This window comes from Kitasatospora sp. NPDC058184 (assembly GCF_042883725.1).
Lineage (GTDB): Bacteria > Actinomycetota > Actinomycetes > Streptomycetales > Streptomycetaceae > Kitasatospora.
The window spans coordinates 32,047-47,270 of the sequence record NZ_JBHVVE010000038.1 but is presented as its reverse complement, the minus strand read 5'-3'; the positions used below and the strand labels follow the sequence as shown (position 1 = coordinate 47,270).

Annotated in this window: 18 protein-coding genes; 14 read left to right on the top strand and 4 right to left on the bottom strand. The window is 73.3% G+C overall.

What is annotated here, in order from left to right:
- Positions 1-68: 68 nt before the first annotated feature.
- The 4 genes from ACFVXH_RS39785 to ACFVXH_RS39770 form a co-directional block, all read right to left on the bottom strand.
- Positions 69-1,517, bottom strand: a complete 1,449-nt coding sequence (locus ACFVXH_RS39785) for a hypothetical protein (RefSeq protein ID WP_387831061.1) — start codon at positions 1,515-1,517, stop codon at positions 69-71.
- Positions 1,514-2,029 (bottom strand): hypothetical protein, encoded by a 516-nt coding sequence (locus ACFVXH_RS39780; protein ID WP_387831060.1) that lies wholly within the window; start codon positions 2,027-2,029, stop codon positions 1,514-1,516. The genes ACFVXH_RS39785 and ACFVXH_RS39780 overlap by 4 nt, the downstream gene beginning before the upstream one ends.
- Before the next feature lie 217 nt (positions 2,030-2,246).
- A complete protein-coding gene (locus ACFVXH_RS39775) occupies positions 2,247-2,990 on the bottom strand; it encodes a histone deacetylase (RefSeq protein WP_387831059.1) in 744 nt (247 codons plus the stop codon).
- Positions 2,990-3,748: a GntR family transcriptional regulator gene (locus tag ACFVXH_RS39770; protein ID WP_387831058.1), complete on the bottom strand. Its 759-nt coding sequence runs from the start codon at positions 3,746-3,748 to the stop codon at positions 2,990-2,992. Before ACFVXH_RS39770 ends, ACFVXH_RS39775 begins: the two co-directional genes overlap by 1 nt.
- Before the next feature lie 466 nt (positions 3,749-4,214).
- On the opposite strand from ACFVXH_RS39770, the gene ACFVXH_RS39765 reads away from it, so the two are divergent.
- From ACFVXH_RS39765 to ACFVXH_RS39700, 14 genes are all read left to right on the top strand, one after another.
- Positions 4,215-4,829: a hypothetical protein gene (locus tag ACFVXH_RS39765; protein ID WP_387831057.1), complete on the top strand. Its 615-nt coding sequence runs from the start codon at positions 4,215-4,217 to the stop codon at positions 4,827-4,829.
- A 125-nt stretch (positions 4,830-4,954) separates the two neighbouring features.
- Complete coding sequence (locus ACFVXH_RS39760; protein WP_387831056.1) at positions 4,955-5,362, top strand: hypothetical protein; 408 nt, start codon at positions 4,955-4,957, stop codon at positions 5,360-5,362.
- Positions 5,362-5,553 carry a hypothetical protein gene (locus ACFVXH_RS39755; RefSeq protein ID WP_387831055.1) on the top strand — a complete coding sequence of 64 codons (192 nt, stop codon included), beginning with the start codon at positions 5,362-5,364 and terminating at the stop codon, positions 5,551-5,553. The genes ACFVXH_RS39760 and ACFVXH_RS39755 overlap by 1 nt, the downstream gene beginning before the upstream one ends.
- A 155-nt stretch (positions 5,554-5,708) precedes the next feature.
- A complete protein-coding gene (locus tag ACFVXH_RS39750) occupies positions 5,709-6,188 on the top strand; it encodes a hypothetical protein (protein ID WP_387831054.1) in 480 nt (159 codons plus the stop codon).
- 85 nt (positions 6,189-6,273) lie between these two features.
- Positions 6,274-6,396, top strand: a complete 123-nt coding sequence (locus tag ACFVXH_RS39745; protein ID WP_387831053.1) for a hypothetical protein — start codon at positions 6,274-6,276, stop codon at positions 6,394-6,396.
- 146 nt (positions 6,397-6,542) lie between these two features.
- A complete protein-coding gene (locus tag ACFVXH_RS39740; RefSeq protein WP_387831052.1) occupies positions 6,543-6,794 on the top strand; it encodes a hypothetical protein in 252 nt (83 codons plus the stop codon).
- A gap of 129 nt (positions 6,795-6,923) precedes the next feature.
- Positions 6,924-7,511, top strand: a complete 588-nt coding sequence (locus ACFVXH_RS39735; protein WP_387831051.1) for a hypothetical protein — start codon at positions 6,924-6,926, stop codon at positions 7,509-7,511.
- Positions 7,512-7,668: 157 nt separating this feature from the next.
- Positions 7,669-7,857: a hypothetical protein gene (locus tag ACFVXH_RS39730; protein ID WP_387831050.1), complete on the top strand. Its 189-nt coding sequence runs from the start codon at positions 7,669-7,671 to the stop codon at positions 7,855-7,857.
- 129 nt (positions 7,858-7,986) lie between these two features.
- Complete coding sequence (locus ACFVXH_RS39725; RefSeq protein WP_387831049.1) at positions 7,987-8,658, top strand: hypothetical protein; 672 nt, start codon at positions 7,987-7,989, stop codon at positions 8,656-8,658.
- Entirely contained in the window at positions 8,658-10,856 is a 2,199-nt protein-coding gene (locus ACFVXH_RS39720) for a hypothetical protein (protein ID WP_387831048.1), read from the top strand. Before ACFVXH_RS39725 ends, ACFVXH_RS39720 begins: the two co-directional genes overlap by 1 nt.
- Before the next feature lie 174 nt (positions 10,857-11,030).
- Positions 11,031-13,268 (top strand): hypothetical protein, encoded by a 2,238-nt coding sequence (locus tag ACFVXH_RS39715; protein ID WP_387831047.1) that lies wholly within the window; start codon positions 11,031-11,033, stop codon positions 13,266-13,268.
- Between the two features lie 145 nt (positions 13,269-13,413).
- Positions 13,414-13,983 (top strand): hypothetical protein, encoded by a 570-nt coding sequence (locus tag ACFVXH_RS39710; RefSeq protein ID WP_387831046.1) that lies wholly within the window; start codon positions 13,414-13,416, stop codon positions 13,981-13,983.
- A 237-nt stretch (positions 13,984-14,220) separates the two neighbouring features.
- Positions 14,221-14,529: a hypothetical protein gene (locus tag ACFVXH_RS39705; RefSeq protein ID WP_387831045.1), complete on the top strand. Its 309-nt coding sequence runs from the start codon at positions 14,221-14,223 to the stop codon at positions 14,527-14,529.
- A gap of 130 nt (positions 14,530-14,659) precedes the next feature.
- Positions 14,660-15,208 (top strand): hypothetical protein, encoded by a 549-nt coding sequence (locus ACFVXH_RS39700; protein WP_387831044.1) that lies wholly within the window; start codon positions 14,660-14,662, stop codon positions 15,206-15,208.
- Positions 15,209-15,224 lie beyond the last annotated feature (16 nt).

Here is a 15,224-nt window from a genome sequence, read left to right as displayed (position 1 = left end):
CAAGGGGATCGGACGGCCGCCGGGCCTGGCGAGGTACACCGGCGGCCGTCGTGCTGTTCAGAGGATGGTCAGCCAGCCAGGAACCCGGCCCGCTTGGCGGACTGGCTGCGGGCCTCTTCGGCTTGCCGCTGCGCCGCGGCGCGTCGCCGGTCGGCAGGGGTCCGGGGCTGGCGGGCCTGGGCGAGGAACTCGGCCATGAACCGGCGGCTGGAGTCGTCGTCGATGCCGCGCTGCGCGTCCAGCTCGCGGCGCTGCCGCTCCACGGCCTCGTCGGCCGCGCAGTGCCGGCACCCGGCCGCCTCCAGCGCGGGGTGCGCCGGGCAAGGGTCGGTCACCGACCTAGGTGACGGCACTGCGGTGGTGGGCTGCTCGAAGTACTCCAGGTGCTGGCCGAGCTTGGTCAGCACCCGCTCCTGGCGGCCCATGTCAGCGGCGGCGGCGACCAGGAGCTCGAACGACTCGCCCTCGGCCAGCAGTACCGCAGCCGACCGGGCGACCGCAGCCGCGCCCCGGGGCGGTACCGAACGGCCGGCCTGGGCCCGGGCCTCGGCCCAGGCCTCACCGATCTCCCGGGCGCCCGCAGTCGCGGGCGTGGCAGGGACCGGGTTGTCCTTCGGTGCAACCGGTTTCTCTCTCTCAGTCCTGGCCCTGGGCTTCTCGGAGGGGGCCGGTGAGGCAGACGGTGCGGGAGAGAGAGAAAGACTTGTTAGGGGGGCTTCTTTGGGGAGCCCGTTTTCGCTGGTCAGCGCGAGATCTGTTCCAGTTTTCTGGCCTGCTGTTCCAGTTTTCTGGAACGTTGGGCCAGTTTTCTGGAACAGAGAGGGTCCAGGGGTGTCCTCGGAGGCCGTTCCAGTTTTCTGGAACACCACGTCGGCGGTCTTCGGCGCCAGGACGGGGCCCGGTTGCTCGGTGATGCTCTGCCGTGTTTGGCGGACGCAGTCGACGCGGCGTCCCCTCGCGTCCGGCTCGCCGAACTCGGTGGTGTGGGTGGGCGGGAGCGCGGGGTTCTCCCGCCAGTCGGGCCGGTAGGCGTTGAGCTTGTCCCAGACGTTGCGCCAGCCGGTGTAGGCGGTCGGCGGCAGGTCCTGGACGACGTAGCCGCGCAGGATGCCCCGGGCCGCCTTCTCCTTGCTGCTCAGCTTCTTCTCGCCCGGCTTCAGCTCGACCCGGGTCTCCAGGTTCTCCCCATCCGGCACCACCAGGTCCAGCTCCTCCAGGCCGGCCAGGAGCTGGTACATGGTCGAGATGCTCAACGGCTTGTCATTCGGACCGGGCATCAGCCAGCACAACTGGTCGATCGACATACGGCGCAGGCCCGCACCGGGCAGGTTCTTCTTCGACTCGTGGATCATCGACCGCAGCAGCAGGTACAGGCGCAGCATCGAGTGCCCGAGCCCGGGATGGACCAGCACGTAGTCTCGGACCTGGCTGTAGGACCAGTAGTCCGACAGCGCGCCGCGGAATACCAGCTCCTGCGAACCCTCCGGGCTCTCCCCCGCAGCGAAGGTGTCGCTCACTTCGCCACCTCCTCGGCGTAGGTGCGGTGCGACGGGCTGCCGGTGTGGAGTCGGAGTTCGAGGGGGCGATCAGCCGCGGCGGGGCGGGACGAGGTGGTGACCGCCTCGCCGGAGCGCTTGGTCACCAGCTCGGCACCGGAGAGTTCGCGGAGCGCGTCACGGACGCGGGAGAGGCTGCTGGTCGGTTTTCCGTTCGGACCTGGCAGAAGGCGGCGCAGCTCGTTCAGCGTGACGGTCACGTGGCCGGAGGAGTCCGCCCGGGACGCCAGGAGGCGGTACAGCCGGAAGCTGGTAGCCCTGATGGAGCTGCAGACCTCGGCCGCTTGGCACGGGTCGGCCGCTGCGACGAGGCAGTGCTGGCCGTTCGGGTGGGCGCTGTTCGGGTGGTCGCAGCTGGCGCAGTCGGGGTGTCCGTCGGCGGGCCACGCCCAGGTGCCGACGGGGAGCGTGCCACTGTCCTGGGGGGCGCAGCGCGCGGTGCGCGTTGCGGGGGTGGGGGTGGGGCGGGACAACGGGGGGCTTGCCTCTCCGCCGTCGCGGGTGCGGCGGTACCAGGCGTCGCCACACGGCCCGGGCGACGTGACGGGTGTCTCTCGCCGCGGGCCGGGTACGCCTGGTACCGTCGGTCCAGCAACAGCTGAATAGCTACGTGAGCGCAAGCGGCCCGAATCTTGGCGGATGAGGGGCCGCTTCGCTGTTTTCTGGTGTGCCCGAGGGCACCGATCGAGCCTAGCCCCCTACAGGGGTGGCCCTTGCGCCGTCCGAGCGCGTGTCTGCCGCCTGGACGGCGTCCAGGATCGACTGCGCTGTCCAGTGGCCCGCCGCGCCGGGGCGAGTGGCGAGGTAGTGGGCGGAGCGCTCCAGGGGCCAGCCGTGGGCTTCGCTGAGGCCGCTGATGAAATTCGCCAGGTAAGCGGTGGTCGGGGCGTTGAGTTCGGCGTCGCTGAGATGCCAGGGCGCCGTGAAAGTGAGGACGGGGGCGTCGTCGATCATGCCCGGGCATACCAGGGTTTCGTACCTGCCCGGGCCGAGCTGGTCGTGGCCGTCAGCGAGTACTGGGGCGAGGTTGAGATCCGCGCTGGGGGGCCGGTGCATCTCCTGTGCGGCGATGTCGGAGAATTGCTGCCGGGTGATGAGGTAGGCCCGGGCCGGCGTCTCGTCAGACTGCACGGGATCGTAGAAAGCCATGCCGCCGCCCCACACGGCAGACGTCAGAGCGAAGTAGGTCTGGCCGGGCAGCAGTACGGGGATCTGTTGCTCCGGCAGCCGGCGATCACGACAGCCCGGGTAGGTGCGGGTGCTGCCGGGCGGGCGGCCGCCGCGGATGTAGTACGACAGGCGGTCGGCGTGCATGTTGGACCCGTACGCCGCGTACCACACCAGATCCGTTGAGGCCACGCCGTCGCCCAGGGGTTCTGCTCGGCGGACCTGAGGGGAGGAGGCTCGCGGGGAAGTCCCGTCGTGGGTGGCCATCAGACCTCCATCTCGTAAACGAGTAGGTGACGGTCACCGGGTGCGATGGTGACCATGGCTCGGACCGGGCCAATGGCCCCGTGCCCGATACGGACGTGCTGCATCACGGGAGTGCCCATTGGGAGTTGCAGGAGATCGGTCTCTTCACGCGTGGGCATTCGGGCGCTGATCTCGTCGCGGACGGCTTCCTGAGGATGGCCGATGTAGCGGAGAACGCCTCCAGGCACAGACACTTCACGGTCCTCATCCAGCAGTGTCCCCCGAGCGATCGTGCCGGGGAAGAAACTGGTGGAGAGCTGGAACGGCGAGCCGTCTACCCAGCGGACGCGGGCTCGCTTGACCACCTCCTCGCCGGGCATGATGCGCAACCACTCCGCGACCTGCTGCGATGCGGGTTCCACCGTCCGAGCGATCGTCTCGCGGGGCTCTCGGCCGGCGTTCTTGATCGCGGTGGCCCAGTCGTCCAGCGAGTGGGAATCGCGGCGGTGGCCACGCTCGAACTGGGTCAAGTCCCAGGTGATGCGACGAGTGGCTCTCACCCATCGGCGACCGCCTCGCTCGCCGATGACGAGGCCCTCCGCCTTGAGGAGGTCAACTCCGGCGGTGGCTGTTTTGGGGGAGACGTTGAACCGGTCCGCGAGCTCGCGGTTGGGGGGCAGTGCCTGGCCAGGCTCCAGCGCACCGGAGTGGATCTCCTCGCGCAGAGCGTCGGCGACGGCCCGGGCACTACCCCTGGTCGTCTGATCTGTCGCAGTCATGGCCACAAGGTACCTGACGGGTCGCAACTTTGGTACCTAACTCGCTCGACTTGGACGTCTGGGAGCCTTCGCTGCGCGTCCTTTAGTCCCATCTGATGGCAGCTTTCCATCTATGGTTCGACATCCTTGGCACCTAGTTAACAGACTTAGGTACCAAAGTGCTTGACGGGCAGTCATGGACTGCGTACGGTTCTGGATGTCGCCAGGACTTAGGTACCAAAGTCTGGGTCTTTGGTGGCGCATAGCAGCCCTGCTCCGCTTCGGCGGGGCCTGAGTCGAGCCCACCCGCTCCTCGGGACCCGCGGTCGCGGGGGCTGCCACATATCGGGCACTACCCCACAGCGCTGCTGCGCTGTCTGTGCGCCAGGACTGCCGGCCGATCAGGCCGCGGGCCTGGCGGGCGGAGAGAGCAGCAAGTCCCGCTCCCCGCTCCCCGCGCTTCTCGTCTTCCCGCCAGGAGGCCCCGATGCCCGCTCGCACCCGCACCAAGCGCCGCTCCGCTCTCCCCCCGCTCAAGCTCTCGACCTTGCGCCCCCACCTCTACAACATCCGCCCCGGCGAGGTGACCACCGTGGTCTGCCCCGACTGCCGGACCTGGCAGCGGATCATGGGTATCGAGGGCGGGACGCGCACCATCCGGGACCACTACTCCACCGACCTGTCCGGCGCCGAGCTGGAGGCCGGCCAGCGGGACACCCGCTGCCCCTCCGCCCGCCGGATCGTCGAGATCGACGTCCTGCTGGCGCGCTGGGCACGGGACATCGAGGAGGGCAGCACCGAGACCGCGGCCCGCCGGCCCACCACCGTCCTGCGCAAGGTCAAGGCCCCGACACCCCGGGCGGTGCTCCACATCGCGCAGGGCCGTCCGGCCGGGCCCACCGAGTCCGCCAGGCCGGCCGCGCGGAAGCGCGCCCGGGGCTGGGAGACCGTCCGCGTCGACGTGCTCGTCACCGACGCGGTGCGGGAGCAGCCGCTGTACGGCGCGCGGGGCCCCCTCTTCTCGCTCGGCCTGCCCGACGGCGTGGCCACCGAGCCGCCCCGGAAGCACCGCAAGCGCCGGGGCCGGCTCGCCAGCGCCTGACCCACCACCAGCACGAACGACCACGGCCGCCGCCCACCCGAGCACGACGGGGTGGGCGGCGGCCGTCGCTCTGCCCCGCACCGCATCCCCGCCCGCCCCGCGTGACCGATCCCGAGGAGACCGCGATGACCGACACCCTCACCCCCAAGGCCACCGCGCTGCTCGCCGAGGCCTACACCTGGCACTCGGCAGCCCTGCGCGACCTGGTCCTCGAGCTGCTGGACGAGGCCAGCCTGGACGACACCACTGTGGACACGGTCGACGACCTGTGCGGTGAGCTGTGGTTGCACGCCGTGGAACTCACCGCCACCTCCGGCGGCCTCTCGTTCACCGAGATCCTCGACGCCCGCGCCGCCGTCCTCGTCGACGGTCTCCGCGACCAGCCGACGGTGGACCTGGCAGGCCAGCTCGACACCGCCGCCGACCCGGTCGACGTCGCCGAGCTCGCCGCCACCACGGACCACGGCCCCCTCCCCCGTCCCCGGAGCCAGTGGGCCCTCACGTACATGAGCGCACTGCACACCGCGGCCTGATGCGAACCCACCTGGTCGCCTACCTGGCCCGCACCCGCGACGGCGCGGAGCACGGCGTGGCCCGCGTCCCGTCGGAGCAGGGACGGCCGTCGTGGCACGAGTGCGCGGCCGTCGTCCCCGGATACCTCATCGGGCAGTACCTCGGCGCCGCCGAGCCGGAGGAGAACCGGCCCAGGCACCGCTCAGCCTGACCCACCACCAGGACGATCGACCACGGCCGCCGCCGACCCCGAGCACGACGGGGTCGGCGGCGGCCGTGGCTGCTCGTACAGCCAGCAAGACGACGGCCCCGGGGTTGCGCCCCCGGGGCCGAACTTCGAATCCCACCCACCCGGGAGTGATCCGCTTGTCCAGCATGCCCCACCCGCCCGCCGCACAGTCCACCGCCCCCACCACAACGGCGAACCGCACCGCGATCGGCTCCCTCGACGCCCTCTACACCCGGTACTCCACCGCCGTCGAGGCCCTGGTCCTCGGCCTGCTCGCCCGGGCCGAGCGTCCCGCCGACTCGGACACCGCCGACGACCTGACCGCCCAGGTCTGGGCCGACGTCACCGAGTACGTCGCGCTCGGCGCCGACGTCTCCTGGGACGACCTGGCCTCGACCGCCGCCCTCACCGTCGACGCCTGGACCCGCGAGGCCGCCTGGACCGACACCGAGACCCCCACCGGCGACATGGCCCGCTTCGCCGACCCGGCCGACACCGCCGAGCTGGCCACCGACCGCGTCGACGCCGCCGGCCACCTCCCCGTCCCCCGCCCGCTGCGCCCCGCCGCCACCTCGATCGCGTTCGCGCAGCTGCACCGGCTGCCGCTGGCCGGGTGATCCCGATGGCCGACCACAACGTCAACGGCGGCTACGGCAACAAGCCGCTCCCCACCCCGCCCCCGCAGCCCACCGGCGGTGGCCAGTGACCACCACTGACTTCGCCGTCTGCCGCGCCTACGCCAACGGCGGCGGCGTCAGCATCCCGCCCACCCCGACCACTCCGCCGGCCCCGCCCGCACCCGCCCCCGCCGGCGGTGGCCGGTGAGCAGCTCCGAGGATCAGGCCTGGACCCGGCAGATGGACGAGCTGCTGCGTCGGGCCCGCGAGATGCACCAGCGGGCGCAGGCCGAGAAGGCCGGACAGCAGTAGTAGCCGTACCCCCCCAGACCAGGAGAGAAGGAGAACGCCGTGATGACGACCGAGGAGTACGAGCGTCGGCAGGCCGAGCTGGAGGAGATGCACCGCGCGTACGAGGAGGCGGACCACGCCGAGTACGTGGCCTACATGAGCAGGCTCGACGCCCGCGACGTTGCGGTCTGGGCCGACCCGGTCCTGGAGGTGCCGGCCACCGACGGCGCGCTCCTGGAGCAGCGGCACTTCCTCCACGAGGCCGCCCACCCCGACCAGGTCGAGGCGCTGCGGTGCCTGGCCGCCCTGGCCTGACCACCCGTCGGTCGGTTGTCGTTCGCCGCCGCGTCCCGCCCCCGCTGACACGGGGGCCGGGGGTGCGGCGGTGTTCGTCGGTGCCCGACGCACCGCCCGCCCCTTCTCCCCTTCTACAGGAGGACACCTGTGAGCGAGCTCGACGAGATGGCCGCGTACTTCGGCGTGAAGAACTCCCCCGGCACCCCCGACCCGCTGGAGCCGCTGGCGGAGCTCGGCCGCCGGCTGGACGACCCGGCCCTGCGCCTGGCCTGGCGCACCGCCCGCAAGACCCGCGAGGCGGCCGCGATCACGGCCGAGCGCGAGTACGGCCGGGCCCGGCACGGGATCCGGCGGGCCCCGGCCGCCCGGATCGTCGACCTGCGCGAGCAGATCGACCTGGCCCACGGCCGCGCGGGCCTGTTCGTCCTGGTCGAGGAGCTGGCCGAGCGGACCCGGCTGCGCGTCACCACCACCGTCCTGCGCCGCGCCTCCGACCCGCAGGTCGGGTCCCTGGCGCGGCGGATCAGCACCGGCGTCCAGGAGCTGCTCGCCGTCCTGGAGGGCGACTTCGTCCACCCCGACGAGGTGCACCGCACCGCCGAGGCCGCCCTGGAGGACCTGACCAGCCGCTACTTGGCGGCGCGGGCCACCGGCGGGTCCGCCGACCTGAGCGACTGGGCCGAGGCGGTCGAGCTCGCCCTCGCCGTCGTCCGCACCGCCGCCACCCGCGCCTGACCGGCCGCTGCCGGCCGCCGTCGTGCCCTCCCGGGCGGCGGCCGGCAGCGCCGCCCGGATGCTGCCTCCCCTCCCCCGTCCGCCGCCGCGGCCGGGGGCCGGAAGGGAGCAGCCGGTCCCCGCTCCACCACCTTGATCCCGACGGAGGCCTCTTCCCGTGACCATCTCCCTGCTCGTGCTGTTCCTCGTGCTCAGTTTCGTGCTGCTGCGCGGCGAGGACCGCAGTGTCGGCCGGGCGCTCGTCTTCGCGCTGACCGGGTTCCTGCTCGCCTCGACCTCGGCGGGGCCGGTCATCAACGACGCGCTCGGCAAGCTCGCCCAGGCCGTCACGCAGATCGGCAGCTGACGGCGGCCGTCTCCCCTGGTCCCCGGACCCGGCCTCCTGGCCGGCGACCGGTGGCCGGTGAAGACGCCCCGGCGTCCCGTCCTTCCTGCCCCACTCCATCCCTGTCCCACGCACCGAGAGGTACTCGACATGAGCATCCCGCCCCAGCCCGGCGACAGCGGCAAGTTCGAGAAGCCGGCCGCGCCGGTCCCCCCGGCGGCCGCGCCGCGCCGCCAGACGAACGTCACCAAGAACAGCTCTCGCTCGCTGTTCCCGATGAACGTCACCATCAACGCCCCCACGAGCGCGAGCGCGACGGCCGGCTCGGCCGCGAGCTCCTCGGCGGCCGCCGACGCGAGCAGCAGCTCCGGCGGTTCCGGCGGCGACAGCTCGAACCTGGCCCGGCTGGTCCAGCAGCTGGAGAAGGTCGAGTTCGTCACCGACCGCGACCTGTTCACCTACGCGAAGCTCCTGCGGAGGATCGGCCTGGAGCTCCACATGCGGATCGGTATGGACGCCGACGTCGTCGCGGCCGTCCTGTCCCAGTACAAGGGCCGCTGGTTCCTGTTCGGCCTCGACTCCAAGGGCCGCGGCAAGCTCGTCGGCGCGCACCTGCGGGCCGGCTCGGCCGCCGCGAAGATCCTCGGCCTGGCCGGCGTGAAGATGTACGCCAGTTTCGTCAAGCACTTCGTCAAGCCCGAGGTCGAGGCGGCGCAGGCGGCGAAGCGCAACCAGGGCCGCGGCGGCCGCGGATTCTCCATCGGTGACGACGCCAACCTTCGCGGCCCCGGCCGCCCCGGTGAGGCAGGAGGACGGTTCTGATGGCACGCAACATCGACAGCGTCGGCCCCGTCGAGGGCCGCTGGTCGCGGCTCAACGCCGCGCGCACCGCCGCGAAGGAGCGGGTGGAGCAGAACGGGCCGTGGCTGACGTACGGCGTGCCGTGGGCGGCGCCGGTCGTCGGCGGCCTGCTCGTGGAGATCGGCCACCTGACGTGGGGCGGCGACCCGGTCACCACCCCGGTGGCCACCCTCGTCACCGCCTCCCTGGGTCTGGGCCTGTCCCGTTGGATGCAGTTCCTGGACCGCCGGCGCAAGGCCGACACCGCGACCGCGATCGTCCACCAGGCCAACGTCGGCCTGGGCACCGTCGCCTCGGTCGCAGGCCTGATCGCCGGACTCGACAACGCGCTGCTCGCGCAGGCCTGGCTCGCCCTGGGCGTCGCCCAGGCCGCCGCGAACAACATGTGGAGCAAGTTCGGCGGCAAGGCGGGCAAGGAGGCGAAGGAGGGCGGCAAGCTGGCCCGGCTCGAGTCCGAGATCGGCCTGGCGAAGATGGAGATCCACGAGGCCAAGTCGAACGGCAAGGGCACCGTCCACGTCCAGATGGAGGCCAAGGACGGCGCCACCGCCGACGAATTCGCCCGCAAGGTGCCCGCCATGGCCTCCGCCATGAAGCTCGGCGCCGGCCGCATCACCCACCATGTGGACGACGACGACTCCTCCAGGATCAGCGTCCGCATCCAGGTCGCCGACCTCCTCAAGGGCGGCTTCCCCTGGCAGGGCCCGTCCGCGTTCGGCAGCAGCTTCGGCGACCTGCCGATCCCGCTCGGCCGCTACGAGGACGGCGAGGACCTCCTCATCAACATCCCCGGCCAGCTGCGCGACCCGGGCCCGCTGAAGAACGGCAACGTCGAGCACGCCATCGGCATGGGCGTCAACGGCGCCGGCAAGACCTTCGCCAACAAGATCATCGTCGCCGAGGCGTGCACCCGCACCGAGGTGACCGTCGTGGTCATCGACTGCTCGAAGTTCAGCCAGGACTTCGGCCCCGTGCAGCACGGCGTCTGGCCCATCGAGGACGAGTCGATGGCCCGGATCTTCTTCAAGAAGCTCGGCCCGGTCATCAAGGCCCGCTCCGCCGCCCTCGCGGCCAAGGGCCTGAGCGTCTGGAAGCCCGGCTGCGGCCTGAACTTCATCGTCATCATCGGCGAGGAGGCCGCGGACTTCGCCGACGGCGAGGCCTACAAGAAGGTCCTGCGTACCGCCCGCGCCGCCGGCATCTGGTTCGAGTCGTCCCTGCAGCGCGCCACCCACGACAACATGGACACCGACGCCCGCGCCAACAGCCCCGCAGGCCTGTGCTTCGGCCTGAGGGACGGGGCGGACGCCCAGTACTGCCTGCCGGACGAGGCGATCGACGCCGGCGCCTGGCCGCAGTGGGGCAACCGCAAGCCGGGCTACTGCTACGTGGCGGGCCTGGGCATCCCCGAGGACCGGTGGGCGATCACCGGCCGCACCTTCCTCGCCGGCAACGCCGACCTGGCCGCCGCCGTCACCGCCGGCGCCGCGATCCGCACCCCGCTCGACCCGGTCACCGCCGAAGCCTTCGGCGACCTGTGGACCAGCCGCACCGTCTACCCCGAGCCGCTGCTCGGCGAGGACGACGTCCCCACCCTCGGCCTCGGCCCCACCACCCCCGCCCAGCCGCCCGTCGCGGACCCGGCCGACTGGCTGCCCCGCCCCGTGCGCCACACCAACACCCCGCCGGCCATCCAGGCCCCTGTAATCGAGGACATCGACGACGTGGACGACGAAACCATGGCCAAGGAGATCGCCGAACTCACCGAGATGCTCCAGCAGATCGCCGACGACGACCCCGAGCCCGGCCAGTACGCCGTCGGCATCGAGCAGGAGATCGAGCCGCCCGCCCCCGACGCCCCCACGCTCGACCTCACCGGCGGCGACGACGAGCGCCTCACCACCGACCAGGCCCGCCAGGTGCTCTACGAGCGCCTCGACGCCTGGATCCGCGCCGGCCGCTTCTCCTTCGCCCCGAAGGACGTCGCGGACATCATGGTCCGCGTCGACCTGCGCGACTCCCGCCGCTGGTTCTACCGCGAGCGCGACCGCCTGATCGCCGACGGAGTGATCAGCGAGGACGAGTCCGAGGCCGGCTTCGGCTGCTACGACCTCCTCCGCTCCCCCCTCGCCGACGACCCCGACGGCAACGGACAGTGACCGACCCGGGGTGCGCACTGTGCGGGGCCCCCGCACAGTGCGCACCCCCCTGGGGGCCTTAGAACCACAGGCGCACATCGGCCGCACACCGCCGCGCACAGTCCGAATAACACCGATTCGTCCCTGGCGCACTGTGCGCCCGCCTCCCCCTGCGCACATTACGGAAGGTAACCAGTGAGCCCGACCAAGACGCCCGCCCGGCGTCCCGCCGCCACCCGCCGGAAGACCTCCGCCACCCCGCCCCGACCCCCCGCGGCGGCCCTCCCGGCCCCTGTCGACACCCACCGCACCGACCCCGCCGACCCCGTCCGGGACCCCCTGGACGCCGTCGCCGCGGTGCTCCTGGCCGACGCCCGCGACCGCGCCGCCGACATCCGCGACCTCGCCGCCCACGACGCCGCCACCCTCCTGCACCGGGCCCGCACCGCCGCGGCCGCCGAGGCCGCCGGCATCACCGACGCCGTCAACCAGATGGCCACCCAGGCCCGCGCCGACGCCGAACACGACGCCGCCACCCTCCTCGCCGGCGCCGAAACCGACGCGGCCTGGCTGCGCGAGCAGGCCACCGCCGACGCCCGCGCCGGCGCCGACCGGCTCCTCGCCGACGCCCGCACCCGCGCCCAGGAACTCCTCGCCGACGCCGAGAAGCTCGCCGACCAGGCCCGCGCGCAGGGCGCGGCCGACGCCGACCGGTGCGTCGCCGACGCCGAGCAGCAGGCCCGCCTGCTGGCCGCCGGCATCACCGAGGCCGCCGAGAAGCAGGCCGCCGAGGTGCTCGGCAAGGTCGAGCGGGAGGCCTCGGCCGCCCGCCGCCGGGCCGAAGGCGACCTCGCCGACATCCAGGAGCAGGTCGACGGCGCCCGCCACCAGCTGGGGCGCACCCGAGACCGGGCTGCCGCCGACCGCGCCCTGGCCGAACAGGACCTGACCCGGGCCCGGGAACTGGCGGCGGCCCTGCAGCGCGACGCCTCCGCGGCCGCCGACCGGACCCTGGCCGAGGCCGCCACCGAGGCCGAGACGATCCGTCACCGGGCCGCCGAGACCGCCCGGGAGATCCGTACGACGGCCCAGGAGCAGGCCGAGGAGACCCGCCAGGACGCCGAGGCGACGTCCGACCGGGTCACCGAGGCCGCCCGCGCCGAGGCCGACACGGTCCGCGAGGACGCCCAGGACGAGGCCCGCCGGCTGCGCGAGGCGGCCGAATCGGAGGCGCGGGAGCTCCGCGAGGACGGCGCCCGGCAGGCCGCCGAGCTGCGCGAGCGCGGCCAGGAGGCCGTGCAGCGGCTGCGCGACGACGCCGAGGCCGCCATCCACGAGGCCGAGCAGGGCACCAGGGAGGCGCTGCGACAGGCCAACTCGGCGCGGGGACGGGCCGAGGCCGACGCCGAGCGGATCCGCAACACCGCCCGCAAGGACGCAGACAGGGTCGTCGGCGAGGTCCTGGCGCAGGTCGCCGAGGCCGAGGCCCGCGTCGCCGAGCTGACCGAGGAACAGGAACGCCTGGAGGCAGCAGCCGCCGCCCGGCACCAGAGCTGGTACCGGCGGGCCCACCGCTGGTACCTGGGCCGCATCCCGTACCTGCTCACCCGTACCGTCCTCTACGCCGGCATCGTCTACACCTCCACCCGCGAGCACCAGCTCGCGGTGGTCGCCGGCATGCACACCACGCTGGCGTGGCTGCTCGCCGTCTGCCTGGACGGCTGGGTGATCGCCGCGACCCGCAGCAAGGCCCGCAAGGAGACCGGCATCGCGCTCGGCGTCATGATGCTGTGCCAGATCGCCGCGATCCTCACCGACCTCCACCTCCTCGGCGTCGCCCAGGACGCTCACGGAGAGTGGAAGATCCAATGGCAGCTGGCGGTGCCGCTCGCCATGGTCGTCCCCATCGCGATCCGGCGCGTCCACGAGCTCATGGACCACGGCAAGGACGCGCACGGCGAGCAGCCCGCGCCCGCCGCGGCCCCGCCCGTGCCCGCCACCGCCACCGACGGCGCGCACGCGGTACCCGCCCCGCGCCCGCCGCACGGCGGGCAGTCGCTGCCCGCCGCTCACCACCGGGCCGGGGGCGGCCCGGACGCTCACGGCGCGCACCCCCGTGAGCGCGAGATCGCCGCAGGTGGCGGGACCAACGACGCGCAGCGCGCGCTCCCGCCCGCCGTCCCGCAGGACCCCGCCGCTCACCAGCAGACGCCGATGAGCGACGCCGCGCTCCTGTACGCCCGCAAGGCGACCGTCCGCGCGCTGTACGACGCGCTCGGCCGCCGTCCGCTGGCCGCCGAGATCCACGCGGCGCTCACCGAGCGGGGCCTGCTGTCCGGCGCGCCCGAGCAGACGCGCAGCACCTGCCAGCGGGTGCGCGGGGAAGTCGAGCGCGACGAGCCCGCGCTCAAGCCCCCCGCTCGCACTCCGTAACCAGGCCCGACAACGTACAGCCGACGCCCCGACTGCTCCGGTGGCCCCCGCGCGGACACCGCCCGGGGGCCGCCGAAGACGCCGAAGCGTCCACGGCCGGCACGACCGGCCGCACCTCCCGACCCAGCCGGAAGGACACCACCCCATGACGTACCCCCAGCCCACAGGGCAGCAGCCCGCGCACCCGCCGGTGCCGCTGCAGTACTACCCCGAGCAGCCGCGCCCCCTGTACGGCCCGGACGCCACCGCCTACGTCGTGCTGCCCACCGGCGCCGCCCCCCTGCACCAGGGCGTCGTCCAGGCCATCGGCCCCGACGGACAGCCCCTCCTCCTCACCCAGGCCCCGGCCCACGCCTACGGCATGCCGGCCTACCAGCCGATGCCCCACCCGATGGTCCTCCAGCCGCCGGTCCCGCAGCAGGCCGCCCCCGCCACCGTCCAGGACTACCTCACCCCGGGCATGGTCAAGCTGCTGCTCGGCACCCTCGCCGTCGGCGGTGCCAGCATCGCCCTCGTCTTCCTCTTCCAGGCCATCGTCGCCGCGGCCGCCGCCCTCCAGACCGTGGCGATCGTCGCCGCCATCGTCTTCGGCGGCATCTTCCTCAGCCGCCTCACCGGCACCGGCGGCGGCAAGGTCAACAACAAGATCAACATCGACATCGACGCCGTCGCCGGCCGCCGCATCAAGATGCGCACCCCCCGCCGCTGGCTCTGACCCCCCCCGGCACCCGACCCGACTCCCCAGGAGGATCGCGCGATGCGCTTCGTCTACCTGCTCGGCATGTTCGCCCCCGTGGTCGTCCTGCTCCTCGTCCTGCTCGCCCACTGACGGTCGGTCGCCCGGTCTCGCCCCCGGCCCGCCCTCGTCCCGCAGCCGCGCCGGGGACGAGGGCGGCCTGGTGACGGGGCCGACCGACCAACCGACCGCCACCACACACCCCGAGGAGAACCGATGAGCAGCACCGCATGGGCCACCGACTGGCCCGAGGGCGTCCTCGCCCGCTACCTGACCGCCGGCGGCGCCCACGTCGACCTGACGAGCCGCCGGTTCCGCACCAACTACACCGCGCAGGGCCGCCCCTACGTCAGCGACCACTGGCGCGAGGTCGACGGCTTCACCTGGCAGTGCCGCGGATGCGACACCCGCGGCTCGGTGAACGCCTTCGGCGACCCGTACCTGCCCGACGAGCGAAACAAGGCCCACAACGACGCGAACCGTCACGCCGCCGAATGCCGCTCGATGCCCCGCCCTACCAGGTAGCACCACCCGTCCGGGCCACCACGCTGCCCACCACCGCGCCCCGCCGCCCGGCCTCGGGCCCCGGCCGGCGGGGCGCGGTGGTGCGCGGCGCGGCCGCCCGGCCGACACCGCGCACCCGTGGAGGACACCCGTGGTCACCACCGTCACCGCCATCTCCCCCGACTCCGCCCTTCAGCCGCCGGTCGACCGCCAGAAGCCCTGGCGGATCACCGGCACCCCCTACAGCGCCGCCCGCATCACCACCGGCGACCTCGCCACCCGCCTCGCCGACCTGCCGGAGAACCTGCCCGTCATGGTCGGCACCCCCGCCTGGAACCGCCTCGACATCGCGCCGGTGCGCTCCACCGCCTGGGACGGCGCGCTCGTCCTGTACACGACCCCGGCCGACCCCGACCCGAACTCCCTGACCCTCGACCTGCCCGCCCCCGCCATCGCGGGGGCGGCGACCACGCCGAGCGCCCGCCGCGAGCTGCTCGGCGCGCTGACCGTCCGCGACCTCGCCACCCTCCTGGCCGACCTGCCCGACCACGCCCCCGTGATGGTCCTCGTCCCCGGCTGGAACGGCACCGCCGAACTCGTCGCGGACCGCGTCGACGACTACGACGACTGCCTGCTGCTCGACACCGACTACCCCACCTGCGACCCCTTCGGCCAGTCCCGGGAGCGGCGCGCCGCCTGACCCGCCTCACCCTGCG